At 46.1% G+C, this 13741-nt stretch carries 10 protein-coding genes and 2 pseudogenes; 2 read left to right on the top strand and 10 right to left on the bottom strand.

Going from position 1 to position 13741, the window contains the following annotated elements:
* Positions 1-23: 23 nt before the first annotated feature.
* From H8693_RS00395 to H8693_RS00365, 7 genes and pseudogenes are all read right to left on the bottom strand, one after another.
* Positions 24-2204 (bottom strand): TaqI-like C-terminal specificity domain-containing protein, encoded by a 2181-nt coding sequence (locus H8693_RS00395; protein ID WP_249279317.1) that lies wholly within the window; start codon positions 2202-2204, stop codon positions 24-26.
* A gap of 124 nt (positions 2205-2328) precedes the next feature.
* Positions 2329-2701, bottom strand: a pseudogene (locus tag H8693_RS00390) (TnpV protein).
* Between the two features lie 9 nt (positions 2702-2710).
* Positions 2711-3868 (bottom strand): annotated as a pseudogene (locus H8693_RS10755) (plasmid recombination protein).
* Positions 3869-4142: 274 nt separating this feature from the next.
* The gene (locus H8693_RS00380) at positions 4143-5105 is read right to left on the bottom strand and encodes an AAA family ATPase (RefSeq protein WP_249279316.1); all 963 of its coding nucleotides are present in this window, start codon (positions 5103-5105) and stop codon (positions 4143-4145) included.
* Between the two features lie 131 nt (positions 5106-5236).
* Positions 5237-5569: a plasmid mobilization protein gene (locus H8693_RS00375; RefSeq protein ID WP_249279315.1), complete on the bottom strand. Its 333-nt coding sequence runs from the start codon at positions 5567-5569 to the stop codon at positions 5237-5239.
* The gene (locus tag H8693_RS00370; protein ID WP_249279314.1) at positions 5559-6650 is read right to left on the bottom strand and encodes a site-specific integrase; all 1092 of its coding nucleotides are present in this window, start codon (positions 6648-6650) and stop codon (positions 5559-5561) included. The genes H8693_RS00375 and H8693_RS00370 overlap by 11 nt, the downstream gene beginning before the upstream one ends.
* On the bottom strand, positions 6650-6838 hold the full coding sequence (locus tag H8693_RS00365; RefSeq protein WP_249279313.1) for a helix-turn-helix domain-containing protein: 189 nt from the start codon (positions 6836-6838) through the stop codon (positions 6650-6652). Before H8693_RS00365 ends, H8693_RS00370 begins: the two co-directional genes overlap by 1 nt.
* Positions 6839-7215: 377 nt before the next feature.
* Between H8693_RS00365 and H8693_RS00360 the strand changes: the two genes are divergently transcribed.
* Positions 7216-7749, top strand: a complete 534-nt coding sequence (locus H8693_RS00360; RefSeq protein ID WP_249279312.1) for a helix-turn-helix domain-containing protein — start codon at positions 7216-7218, stop codon at positions 7747-7749.
* A gap of 4 nt (positions 7750-7753) precedes the next feature.
* Positions 7754-8062 carry a hypothetical protein gene (locus H8693_RS00355; protein ID WP_249279311.1) on the top strand — a complete coding sequence of 103 codons (309 nt, stop codon included), beginning with the start codon at positions 7754-7756 and terminating at the stop codon, positions 8060-8062.
* Positions 8063-8302: 240 nt separating this feature from the next.
* Here the strand turns inward: H8693_RS00355 and guaA are convergent, their stop codons facing one another.
* The 3 genes from guaA to H8693_RS00340 all read right to left on the bottom strand — a co-directional run bounded on the left by guaA (position 8303) and on the right by H8693_RS00340 (position 13741).
* Complete coding sequence (guaA, locus tag H8693_RS00350) at positions 8303-9832, bottom strand: glutamine-hydrolyzing GMP synthase (RefSeq protein ID WP_249279310.1); 1530 nt, start codon at positions 9830-9832, stop codon at positions 8303-8305.
* 78 nt (positions 9833-9910) lie between these two features.
* Positions 9911-10708: an ATP-dependent sacrificial sulfur transferase LarE gene (larE, locus tag H8693_RS00345; RefSeq protein ID WP_249279309.1), complete on the bottom strand. Its 798-nt coding sequence runs from the start codon at positions 10706-10708 to the stop codon at positions 9911-9913.
* Positions 10709-11269: 561 nt separating this feature from the next.
* Positions 11270-13741 carry an ATP-dependent Clp protease ATP-binding subunit gene (locus tag H8693_RS00340; protein WP_178619439.1) on the bottom strand — a complete coding sequence of 824 codons (2472 nt, stop codon included), beginning with the start codon at positions 13739-13741 and terminating at the stop codon, positions 11270-11272.

Below are 13741 nucleotides of genomic sequence, written 5' to 3'. Positions count from 1 at the left end.
ACAGATGTTGCAATAGCTCTTTCTTATTTCAAAAAAGTTGTTTTGTCGCACAATGCTTTTTTGATAGTATCTCGCTGTTCCAAAGACAAGCAATAGACAGAAAAAATATCGTTATCTAATTCATTATAGAGAAAAGTGGTATCACTTTCGGATTCGTCCATTATTTGGTCTACCTTTTTTTCAATTTCTTTCTGAAACTTTTTGCCTGCCATTGGAATAGGCAACGATTCTATATGCGATTTTAATAATTTTACTGAGTTGAATTTCTTACTCAAAAAATAGCTTGCTACGCTTGAATTTAAAACAGCCAACACATATTTGATGCTCATTCCTTCAATTTGAGGAATTAGTATATTACAACTGTTCAACGAAAGTGTCTGCTTGTTATCATAAGTAAAAACAGGTACTTCGCAAATAAATCTGTACAGTAGCTTTTCTTTGGCTCGATATAATTCTGTGGGAGCAACTTGTTGAAACAACTCAGGTTCAAAACGAATATAATTATTAGAATCCTTAATTGCATATCTTAAGATGTCGCTACCTTTTAGAACCACCTCATAACCATTTTCTTTGTTATTTTTTATATATTCTTTGTTATTTCCTGTTACAATTCCCAATGCGAAATTTGCATTATTGGCTAAGTATTTTGCATTTGATATATTTTCAATCGCCTTTAAACAATCATATTGATCGTCGTTCATATTAAAAGAGAATAGTGATGCATCAAAATTTCTATTCTTACCAATGCGAAATTCCATATTATCAAACTGAACCTTGCACTGTTCCGTATTACCTTTCCTATCTTTTTGTACACCCAGAATAATGGCTGGACATTGAACTCCCGCAAAAGCATTTCCCAAATATGATACAAACTTAAACGATGTATTTTCCAAAATCAATTCTCTAGCTTGCAAATGTGAAGCAACGCTAAGTATTGCTTCGGGAAGGACATAAGCCATACACCCATTTTTTTCGAGGAGGTTAATACTTCTTTCAATAAATAAATCATAGGATTCTATTCCTTTTGACTTACCGGTTTTGTAATGTTTCAGAAGAAAAGATATTTCCTCTTTGCTGAAATTATAACCCCACGGTGGATTACCTAATACAACTGAGAAAGATTGAACAAAAGTATTTTCCAATGTGTTCCCACAAATAAAATGTGACTCTAAATGCTCTTTGCTCAGGTTTCCGTTGAGCAAAAATATATTGATTCGAGTAATCAAAACGCTTAACTCGTCAATATCTTGACCATATAGATTAGCAACATTTACTCCTTTATTAAGGAGACATATGAGAAAATTTCCTGTTCCGCAACACGGATCGCAAAATGTTCTGTTTTCAAAGTTAATTCCATCTGCAAAAAGATAATCTATCAGTTTTGTCACTGTTCGGGCGGGAGTATAGTAAGCGCCCGTTTGTTTTCGTAAACTTAAATCTCGTAATGATATATAAATAAACCCCAATGTATCTTCCTGCGGAATAAATGAAATCTTTAGTTTAGCAATAAATTGAATATTTGTATAATCAAAATGATCTAAATCTATATCGCCAATCAAATCTACTATTAAAGCATTAAAAACACAGTTATTTGAGGCAGTTTTGAGTTTTGGAAAGTTATTATTAGCTGCTGCAATTCCTCTGCTTTGACAATATAGCTGTACTGAAAAGAAAGCAATAATTACTCTTAGTTCTTCTTCGGAAATACTACTGCAGGTTTCCAAAATATTTTTCACAACATCTCTGTTACCTTCGTTTTCTACATAATCTTGATATAGAACATTACCGCTAACACTTTTTTTGTTTCGACGACTTTTTAAACGCTTATCCTTTCCACTTTTTATTTCAAGTGCTAAATTTTCTATATATGCTTTCTCAAAAGATTTTCCGTCCTTACCAACCGATAATTTCCCCAATCTAATCCAATTTTTTGCCGTAGCACTAGAAATAGAAAGAATTTCGCACACTTGGTCAAGTGATAATTTTTCTGTATTCATATTTTCGAACACATCAAATAAAGACATCTGATTGATCGGAGTCAATTTTTTCTTTCTGGCATCAGTAGGTTTTTGTGCTTCAGATGGAATCAACCACACACCACTAACCATATTTGCTCCTTCAATTCGACCTTGCTCACAAAGCAGTTGAACTCTTCTTTTTGATATATTAAACTTCTCTGCGGCATCAGAAACCGATATATACATAAAAACCTCACATCGCTCTTTTTTATTTAATGACCTTATTATAATCCCTTATGCGAACGATATCAACAACATTAATGTTTTAAAATGCGTCGTTTGCAAATGCTTTATCAGTTTAATTTATGTGCTACATATAAATCAATTCGTTGTCCACGACCTCTATTGTTCTGTTACGAATATTATTCATCTTCTGCACCCACAGCATTTGATTTTCAGCTTTGAGCTTTTTTGTTGCATTTTCTTTTTCCGCCAGTTGTTTTACCAGCCGGGAAAGCATTTCCTCTGCCTGCTTATCAATTTCGGCAAGGTAACTATTCAACTGGCAGGAAGTCAGCAAATTAACATAAAAAGTTCTTTTCCTTGATGTACCGCAAGTGTCTTTGTCCCCAAACACCTATTGCCTTATGTTCTTCTTCGGGCAACGCGAGGCAAGGGAGATAATAATCTCCCTGCAGCTCGTAACACAAACCGTTCTGTTCGTTATATATTCTCTTTTCCATTGTGTGTTCCTACCTTTCAAGATCTTTATTTTTTGAGCGTTTTTCACGCTGTTTAGACTGTTTTTCAGACTTTGCTCTTTCAACTAAGTCATCGATTTGTTTACTGCCGAAAACCTTGCGAAGCAGTTTGTAATCTTTATTTTCTGCACGCAAATTTTCATTTTCTCGTGTTAATTTATCATTTGCCTTTTCAAGTCTTTCGTTAGTACGGTACAAATTTGCATTTGTAATATTCAGCCTGTTATAGCTGTCTATCGCCTTGAAATACCGTGCGAATAAGGTTTTGATCAGCGATTTCAATTTGGTTATAAGCGGTTCAATAAACTTTGCCTTATAGCTTCTTGCCGACATCATTGCAGACGGCTCAGGAAGCTGATATTCAGGCTCGTTCATGATACTTTCATCAAGCTTCTTCAATGCTCTTTCGCCGTTATCAAAGTTTTCGATACGGTCAGCCATCACACGAAACTCATCTTTTTTCTCGGCGAGCTTATCTTCATGAGCGTTAATTTCCTTCTCCCGTTCCTACTTTTTGTAGTCCAGAACAGAGAGATGTTTTTCGTGCGTACCCTTGTGTTCCCACTCGATTCCGTGGCGTTCCATCACGGCGGCAAGCTGTTCTTTTTCGGACTGTACCCATTGATTCCACTCGGTATCTCCACGGCTTCCACCCTTAAATCCCTGCGCCGCAAGCGCCTGTTTCAGCGATACACGGGTGTCCAGTCCACGCTTGCTGCCGGTGGTAAAGGGAACAAAATCAATGTGCAGATGGGGCGTTGCCTCGTCCATATGCAGATGTGCTAAAAACACTTTTAACCGAGGATTGCGCTCCTGAAATTCACGATAGTATTCATCTAAAATCTGTCGGGCGAGCTTTCCGGTTTCGCTTTCGGCGCTCATATTTTCCTTGTCGCCTATCTGCAAAATCAATTCGTGAAACGGTTTTTCCTGTTTGGAACTGCGGATTTTTTCATAGTAGTTTTCTATTTTTCGGTCAGCTCTCGTCTGCCTGTCATTGTATCTTTTCAGCGCTTCATCAAATAGCTCGTGATACACTTTCTTTATCGGCTCGTTGCAGTAATCTATATTGAGGTGGGTGCGCTCGCCGTCCACATTTTCCGCTTTGAATTTGCAGCTGTTGTGGTTGACTGAGCCTTTCCCTACCATTGCGCTGATCGTTCTTTGCATAAAATCACTTCCTTTCCATTCCGCCGCTTGCGGCGAGCCTTTGTTACTTTCTGCGAAAGTAACAAAGGCACTTTTGACAGGCAAGCCCGTCAAAAATGCAACCAGCAAGCAGGTTTTGCGCTCTCCAAGGGGCAAAGAACACCTTTGAAAAGGTGCTCTCTGCACTCTCCACCAAACTTTATTGCTTCCCGAAAAAGGAACATTGCAAGGTTGCAGATGTGCCTGCCTTTGCAATGTTGCAACCTTGAAAAACTCACTTCATTTTTTCGGGAAGCTGCCAGTACCACTGACTGCCCTCTTTAACGGATTGGACATTCAGTGTTTTCTTTGCTTCGTCCAGCACACGCTTTGAGATTCCTATCGCCTGTGCTTTCTTCACCAATTCTTTCTGCAGGTATCTCCCCTTTGAAAGATATTCGAGTATTAAGTTTTCAGCCTGCTCTGATTTCTTTTCCTTCGGAATACCGCTTAACAGATCGTCAACCGAGATATCGTAATGTCCGAGCCAGCTGAATCCGTTTTCCTTGTCCAGTTCAAAGGCAATCGCTTCACCTTCGGGTGCAAGGGAAGACTTGTCCTGCACCATCACTCTGACCTGCGGATTGTCTTTGATTCTCGCGACAATCAGAACACTTCTTGCCGAAGCCTGAAAGTCGATTGAGCCAAGTCCACGGTAGGAAGATTTGTTTCCGCTTCCTTTGTTCATATGACCGACGAGCAGAACTGCACAGTCATATTTTTCTGCGATTCGTCCAAGCTGAGCCATCACATTACGGACTTCGTTGGCGTTGTTCATATTGATATTAGCGCCGACATACGCCTGAATCGGATCAAGAATTACCACCCTTGCGCCGACTTCTATGATTGCTTTTTCAATGCGCTCGTCCAGCATACTGAGTGCGGCTTCTGATTCGTCTATAACTTTGATCTGCGTGCAGTCCGCTTCTGCCGCTTCCAATCTCGGTTTGATGGTATCTTCAAGACCGTCCTCGGCAGTTTGATAGATAATTTTTACAGGCTCACGCTCGGTATTGTCATAGGGCAGTGCTTCTCCCTTTGAGAGAAGCGCCGCCAGCCTCAAAGCCAAAGTTGTTTTGCCCTCGCCGGGATCGCCCTGAATGATTGTGATTTTCCCGTATGGGATATATGGATACCAGAGCCAGTTTACTTCCTTGCTCTGTACTTCATCCATACTGATAATTTTCAGTTCAGCCATTCCTGCCACCGCCTTTCAGAAGAAAAGCATTGATATTTCCGTTTTGATTGGTTATACTGTAATTAGTTACATGGAGTGACTGCCTTTCATCTGCACCAACAGATGTGTTACAGGCGGTCATTTCTTTTTGTCTATTCATTCTGTTCCTTTCCCTTCAAGCCGCCAAAAATGACAGCGATTAGTTCAATGAAATTGAGCAATTCCTCGTCCATTCTATTTCCTGCCTCAATACGCTGCAACTCCGCAAGGACGGCGGCAAGCTCCTGTTTCAGAGCCTTATACACCCTCGGATTGCCCTGCACCACTACATCCTGATTAAGACAGCGGCGGTAGCAGTATTCCTGCTTCGGCAATCCCGATAAGGCAACCGCCTTGTTAATGCGTTCATTTTTTTCGGGCGATACCCGAAATCCCACCGTGATATTTCTCCATCGGTTTTTGTTGTCTCTGTTCTTAGCTGACATTTTCAAAATCTCCTTTCCCTAAATCGTCCAATCGCTCCGCCATTTCCGTCTGTTTGGACGGGAATAGATGGGCGTACTGATAAGTGATCTCAATGCTTTCATGTCCTACACGGTCGGCAATCGCCACCGCCGAAAATCCCATATCGATCAGCAAACTGATGTGGCTGTGACGAAGGTCGTGAATGCGGATGCGCTTCACGCCTGCGGCTTTCGCCCCTCTGTCCATCTCGTGATGAAGATAGCTTTTCGTTACCGTAAAAATACGGTCTTTCTTTTTGAGTCCGTAGAGCATACCGAGATATTCCTGCATTTCCTCACAGAGAAAATGCGGCATTTTAATAGTGCGGTTGCTTTTCTTTGTTTTCGGCGTGGTAATCACATCTTCCCCGTGCAGACGCTGATAGGACTTGTTGATCGTGACCGTTTCCTTGTCAAAGTCAAAGTCCGCAGGAGTCAGCGCCAGCAACTCGCCTTCACGGATACCGCACCAGTAGAGCATCTCAAAGGCGTAAAAGGAAACGGGCTTGTCCATCATCTCAAAAGCAAACTTCTTATATTCCTCTTTCGTCCAGAACAGCATTTCCCTGTGTTCCTCACTGCCCATGTTTCCCACCTTTGCGGCGGGATTGGAGCGCAGCTCGTAATAGCGTACAGCGTGGTTAAAGATAGCGGAAAGCTGATTGTGCAGCGTCTTCAGATAGGTCTGCGAATACGGCTTTTTCTTCTCGTCACGGTAGGCAAGCATTTCGTTCTGCCAAGTGATAATCTCTTTTGTGGAAATCTCGCTGATTTTCAGCTTGCCGAAAAAGGGCAGTATCTTCGTGCGGATAATATGCTCCTTCGTCAGCCAAGTGTTTTCCTTCAGGCGATTTTTCACATCTCGGATATACAGCTCCGTAAATGCCTCAAAGCTCATATCAAGGTCAGAGGAATTCTGTAGCTGGAACATCCGCTCCCATTCCTGTGCTTCTTTCTTCGTGGTAAAGCCACGCTTGCATTTCTGCTTGCGCTCGCCTTTCCAGTTCACATATCTTGCCATCACATACCAAGTACCGTTGTCCTCATTTTTGAATACCGGCATTATTCCTTCTCCTTTCCGGCTCCATAGAGCCTTTCATAAAAATACTGGCGATTGACACGCCCTGCAATCGTAATAAACCCCTTTGCCTTTAGTTCCTCGTTCAGCTTTCTGATAAGCCTATAGGCATAGGGCTTTGATACATTTAGTTCCTGCGCCACATCATCAGCACGGATAAACCTGTTTTCCATATACATCACCTTCCCTTCTGTTTTTAGTTTCATTTATTTCGTGTCGGAATACTTTCTTGCCGCCTTCCGATTTGCCCGGGCGGGTACGCCATTACCGTGACGCACGACAGACATTAAACTTATATGCTTAATGTATTCTCATTATACTAAGCAAATTTGCTTTTGTAAAGCGGTTTTGGAGAAAATATTAAACTTTTTTGTTTTATTTTTCTTGACTTTCACTAAACATATCTGCTATACTGGTCGTAGAATAAATTGACGACCAGTTCAAGGTTCTGTCAAGCGGGAGATGGTGGAAATTTTCGCAGAAAATACTACCCGGTGCTTGACAGGTTCTTATACTGGTTGCAGATACATAAGCGAGGAGTGTAACCATTATGGCGATTGGTGAGAGAATCCATTTTTTCAGACTTCTGCGTGGTATGACGCAAAAATATCTTGGTATGGCCATCGGGTTTCCCGAAAGAAGCGCCGATGTGCGCTTGGCGCAATATGAAACCGGCTCCCGCAAACCAAAGGCGGATTTAACGGCTGCACTGGCACAGGTGCTTGATGTTTCCCCGCAGGCTCTTGATGTTCCTGACATTGACAGTCAGATCGGTCTTATGCACACCTTATTTACCCTTGAAGATGTTTATGGGCTGACCGTCAGCGAAGCGGACGGAGAAGTTTGCCTGAAAGTCAACAAAGACAAGGGCAAAGAGGCTTACGAGCTGTTGCAAATGCTCTATGCGTGGAAAGAGCAGGCGGACAAGCTCTCTGCCGGTGAAATCGGCAAGGACGATTACGACCGCTGGCGTTACTACTATCCGAAATACGACACCACGCAGCTCTGGGCGAAAGTGCCTTCGCAGGAGTTAAGCGATACGCTGGCTAAAGTATTCAAGGACAAATTGGATAAAGAGGAGTAATATTATGGTTTCAAAAGAACAAATTGCCCACGAATTAGCAATGGTTTATATGAACAACAAGTACGGCATAAACGTCCGTGGCGATTTTTACCTTAATGATGGAGCCGGAAATGGAACTATTGAAACCGACCATTTTCCTGATGTATCTGAAATATCATATTCTAAGGTGAGAACTGGCGAAAAAGGATTTTTGGGTATTGAAAAGAAAAAGAAAATCCCTTCTGGGTGCCAAGTAGACCCACTTTTTTCAGAAATGGTAGAAAACTACTATAGTGCATACAACAAATTTCTTGATCTATTATCATCAAAATGATCTCCGCATAAAGCTATAAGAACGACAAAAAGCCCTTAGCTATGGAATCATTACCCACAGCTAAGGGCTTTCTAATATGGATTTCTTTCGCCACACAAGCCGCCTTTTATCATTCTGTAACCCATAAACCACTGGGTTGCAAGAATAACGGCACTTATATGGCTGTTATCAAATTGTTATCAAAAGACTTCTCCGAACGCCGCAAACCCGCATGAATACTGGATTTTTGCGGTGTTCCGTTTATTCCCACTCAATCGTTGCCGGCGGCTTGCTTGTGATATCATAAACCAGGCGGTTGACGTGTTTCACCTCATTGACAATCCGGTTGGAAATCTTTGCCAGCGTATCATAGGGAATACGCGCCCAATCCGCCGTCATTCCGTCCACGCTGGTCACAGCGCGAAGGGCGATAGTATAATCATAGGTCCTCTCGTCCCCCATGACACCTACGCTGCGCATCCCGGTCAGCACGGCAAAATACTGCCATATCTCACGGTCCAGCCCGGCTTTTGCAATCTCATCCCGCAAAATGTAATCCGCTTCCCGCAGGATCTCCAGCTTTTCCTCCGTAATTTCTCCAATAATGCGGATCGCCAGACCCGGGCCGGGGAAAGGCTGCCGCCAGACAAGATGATGGGGAATGCCCAATTCTTCTCCCAAAGCCCGAACCTCATCTTTGAATAGATCCCGCAGAGGTTCGATGATCTCGTCAAAGTCGACGGTATCCGGCAGACCGCCAACATTATGGTGGCTCTTAATCAGCGCCGCATCTCCCTTGCCGCTCTCCACCACATCGGGATAAATGGTTCCCTGCGCCAGGAAATCCACCTTCCCGATCTTTTTCGCCTCTTCTTCAAATACGCGGATAAATTCTTCGCCGATGATTTTCCGCTTCTCCTCCGGTTCCCTATGGCCGGCCAGTTTCTTTAAGAACCGCTCCTGAGCGCAGACCCGGGTGAAGTTCATATCATAGGTGCGGCAGAAAACCTCTTCCACTTCATCCGCCTCGTTCTTCCGCAGCAAACCGTGGTCTACAAAAATGCAGATCAGGTTTTTCCCGATGGCACGGTGAAGCAGCACAGCCGCCACCGAGCTGTCTACCCCGCCGGAGAGAGCCAGCAGAACCTTTTTATCGCCCACCTTCCGGCGGATCTGTTCCACAGCCGTCGCCGCATAGGATTTCATCGTCCAATCCCCTTTCGCGCCGCAGACCCCATAAAGGAAATTTTTCAGTATCTGCATCCCCTGTACAGTGTGGCGGACTTCCGGATGGAACTGGACGCCGTAAATCTTCTTTGCATCGTTTCCAAATGCGGCCACGGGACAGTTTGCCGTCGCCGCCAAAACAGCAAAGCCTTCCGGGGCTTTGGAGATATAATCCATATGGCTCATCCAACATTCCGAATGCTGCTCCATCCCCGAAAACAGCACACTCTGTTCATAGGTAATCTCGGCCTTTCCGTATTCGCCCTGGGGCGCATGGGAAACCTGCCCGCCCAGCGTATGCGCCAGCAACTGGCTCCCATAACAAATCCCCAAAATCGGGATGCCGGAGGAAAAAATGCGCGGATCACACTTCGGCGCCGCCTCGCCATACACATTTTTCGGCCCGCCTGTCAGAATGATTCCCAGGGGATCATATGCCTTAACTGTTTCCAGCGGCGTGTCATAGGGAAGAAGCTCGCAATATACATGCAGCTCCCGGACCCTTCTTGCTATCAGCTGGTTATATTGGCCGCCGAAATCCAGCACCAATACCGTTTCCCTCATGTTGGTGTCCTCCTCTTTTGCAAATCTTTTATAAAATGTATAGCCTGCGCCAAAATGGCGCAGGCCTAAACTATTTCTCTATTGCACATTGATTCCGCAGCGGCTGTTTTTATATCCCTGCGGATCAATCTCCACATTTTTATAGCCCATCCCCATGAGCTCCTGAATCACATCCTCGCTCATTTCCATGAGCTTGGGAACCATCTCCTTTTCCACTTCCACCCTCGCATCGCCGCCCTGCACCCGCACGCGCACCAGGTCAAAGCCCAGGTTCCGGATATAGTTTTCTGCCGCGCGTATCCAACGCAGCTTTTTCACCGTGATCGGTTCACCAAGGGCAATCCGCGTGGCCAGACATGCGTTTTCCGGCCGGACGAACTGGCGCATTCCAAGGAATTTCAGCATCTCCGCAATCTCTTTTTTATGGATATCCGCCTTGATGAGAGGGCTCACGACAATCGTATCCCGCAGCTTCCGCTCCCCTGCCGCATCAATGCCGTCTTCCTGCACGCTGCTTCCATCCAGAAGGACGCGGATCCGCTTTTCCCTGGCCGCTTCCCAAACGGCCTTTGCAATGCTCTGCTTGCAATAATAGCAGCGCTTCTCATCATTTTTCAGAATACGGTCGTCATTCAAGAGAAAAGCCCGCGGCGCCATATGCTCAATGCCCAGAAGGCGGCACAGCTTCGCGCTCTGATCCAGCTCCTCTCCCGTGAGGAAGGAGGTGTTTACCGTAACTCCCACGACATTTTCTCTCCCCAGAGCCTTCACTGCGGCAATCGCCACAAGGGAGCTATCCGAACCGCCGGACAGGCAAACTGCCACCCGGTCATATTCTTTTATGACTTCACATAGTCTCTGAACCTTTTCCTGCATGCCCAATACTCCTTAGCAGGGACGTTCCTTTTCCCCTTAGCCTTCGGATTTTACAAACTGTTAACGAGCAACTTACTCCTTTTTATTATACCTACGGCGGCACGGGAAAGTCAATCGTTAAAGCAGGAAAATCCATTTCTCCACAAAAACAGTACCTCCGCTCATCTGCGGATTTTTCTATTTGTTTTCATCCCCTGTTCCCTCAAGGAAAATACTAACCTAGTATAATTATACAACTTTTCCCACTCCCAATTGTTACAAAAATGAAAATAATTTGACTCAAATATCTATTTTTTCCGGCAAAACCTTTTATTAACTCTATCGTGAGTCGAAATCAATTTTCGTTTATTCCATTCCAAAGATTTTTTTCATTTATGAAAAGCCTGGCTTTTCAAAGATCAAAGGTTCTATCCATTCCGGAGAATATTCCACAGATGCAGGTGTACTATCCCGCTTTCTTTCTGTATTCAGGCCCCCATCCTTGCTTTGTGGATTATCAACAGCTTTTTTTACACATAAAAAGGCCGCCGGAAATTTCCGGCGGCCTCAGGCTTTATGCCCTTATTCCTTTTTCTCCGCAGCGGCCTCTTCAGCCGGAGCTTCGCCCTTCTTGCGGAACTTCACCTCGTTATCCGCGGTATACATTTCCACCTGATCCCCGAAACTGATGTTCCCTTCGAGAATCTCTTCCGAAAGCCGGTCTTCCACCGTCTGCTGCATCAGCCGGCGCAGCGGGCGGGCGCCGTATTCCTCGTCAAAGCCCTGTTTTGCCAGGAGCTTTGCCGCATCCTCCGTATAGCTCAGATGAATATCCCGCTCATCCAGGCGTTTTGCGATGGTCCCCAGCATCAGCTTCGCGATGGCCAGGGTATCCTCTTCGTTCAGCTTATGGAACACGATGATATCATCGATCCGGTTTAAGAATTCCGGGCGGAAGGAGCGTTTCAGCTCGGCCATGATGTTCTCCCGCATATCCTCATAGCTGTGGCGGTCTTTCTGATCCGCCTCAAAGCCGATTTTCTTCTGGTTGGCAATATCATGCGCGCCCACATTGGATGTCATGATGATGATGGTGTTCTTGAAGTCCACTGTCCGGCCCCGGGAATCCGTCAGCCGCCCATCCTCCAGAATCTGTAAGAGGATATTGAACACATCCGGATGCGCTTTCTCAATTTCATCGAACAGCACCACCGAATAGGGCTTGCGCCGCACTTTTTCGGTCAGCTGGCCGCCCTCGTCAAATCCCACATATCCCGGAGGCGAACCGATGAGCTTGGATACCGTATGCCGTTCCATATATTCCGACATATCCAGCCGGATGATGGATTCCTCATCGCCAAACATCGCTTCCGCCAGAGCCTTGGAGAGTTCGGTCTTGCCCACGCCCGTTGGGCCCAGGAAGATAAAGGAGCCAATGGGCCGGTTCGGGTCTTTCAGGCCCGCGCGCGCCCGGCGGATCGCCTTGGAAACCGCCTGCACAGCCTCGTCCTGCCCGATCACCCGGGCATGGAGCAGGTCTTCCAAATGCAGAAGCTTCTGAGATTCATCCTCGGTCAGCTTCTTCACCGGCACATGTGTCCAATCTGAAACAATCGCCGCGATGTCATCCTCGGTAACTTCGGCCTTTGCCGCGCCCCGTTCCTTCTCCATGGATTTTTTCATTTCTTCCATAGCAAGGGTAATCTCTTTTTCCTTGTCCCGCAGTTCGGCGGCCTTTTCAAAGTTCTGCTGGGTCACGGCCTGTTCCTTCTCGGCGCGGATACTCTCCAATTCCTTTTCCTTATCCTTAAAGTCCGGCGTGGGAGTAAACATCCCGATCCGAACCTTGGATGCCGCCTCATCCATCAAGTCAATGGCCTTGTCGGGCAGGAACCGATCGGTGATATAGCGGTCGGAAAGCTCAACAGCCGCCTGCAGCGCCTCATCTGTGATTTTCACCTTATGATGCGCCTCGTATTTATCCCGCAGTCCCTTCAAGATCTCCAGCGTCTCCTCCTTGGTCGGCTCGCCGACGACAACCGGCTGGAACCGGCGCTCCAGAGCCGCATCCTTTTCAATGTATTTGCGGTATTCATCCAGCGTGGTTGCACCGATAACCTGGATCTCGCCCCGGGCCAGCATGGGCTTCAGCATATTGGCCGCGTCCATGGCGCCCTCTGCCGCGCCCGCGCCTACGATGGTGTGCAGTTCATCGATGAACAGAATCACATTGCCATCCTTCACCAGCTCCTTCAAGGCATCCTTGAAACGCTCCTCAAATTCGCCGCGGTATTTTGCTCCGGCGATCATGCCCGCCAGATCCAGCGAAATCACCCGCTTGCCCCGCAGCAGCTCCGGGATATTCCCCTCAGCAATGCGCAGTGCCAGTCCTTCGGCAATGGCCGATTTACCTACGCCAGGTTCGCCGATGAGCACCGGGTTATTCTTCGTCCGGCGGATCAGAATCTGTGTGATCCGCTCAATTTCCTTGGCCCGGCCGATTACCGGATCCAGTTCGCCGTTCCTTGCCGCCTGGGTCAGATCCCGTCCAAACTTATCCAGCTTGGGCGTATTTCCATGGCCCGCAGCATCCGTTTCTCCGCCGGCACCTGCCCGGCCGGGTTCTGCCATTCCCAAAATGCTCTGCTCCAGCCGCCCGAAATCTGCATTCAGCTCCAGCAGAATCCGGTTGGCCAGGCATTCCCGCTCCCGCAGCAGGGCGAACAGCATATGCTCACTGCCCACATAGTTGTGGCCCAGCTGCCGGGCAATCGCTTTGGAAAGCTCAAGAATCATCTTCACCCGGGGCGTATAGCCAAAGTTATCATTAAAAACATAATCGCCTTTGCCCACTGCCCGCAGGATCAGATCTTTCACGTTTTCTTCCGTAATTCCCTGCTCGTTCAAAATCTTTGCGGTCTCGCCGCCTTCTTCCAATAAGCCTGCCAGAACGTGCTCGGTTCCCACATAATTGTGGCCCAAAGACCGGGCATATTCTGCCGCTAAACCAAGGGCATTTTTCGCGCCCTCTGTAAATCTTGCAAAGTAGTCCAT

The sequence above is a fragment of the Guopingia tenuis genome, assembly GCF_014384805.1.
Taxonomy (GTDB): domain Bacteria; phylum Bacillota; class Clostridia; order Christensenellales; family Christensenellaceae; genus Guopingia; species Guopingia tenuis.
Note: the sequence above shows the minus strand (reverse complement) of the source record. Positions and strands in the feature narration are given on the sequence as shown.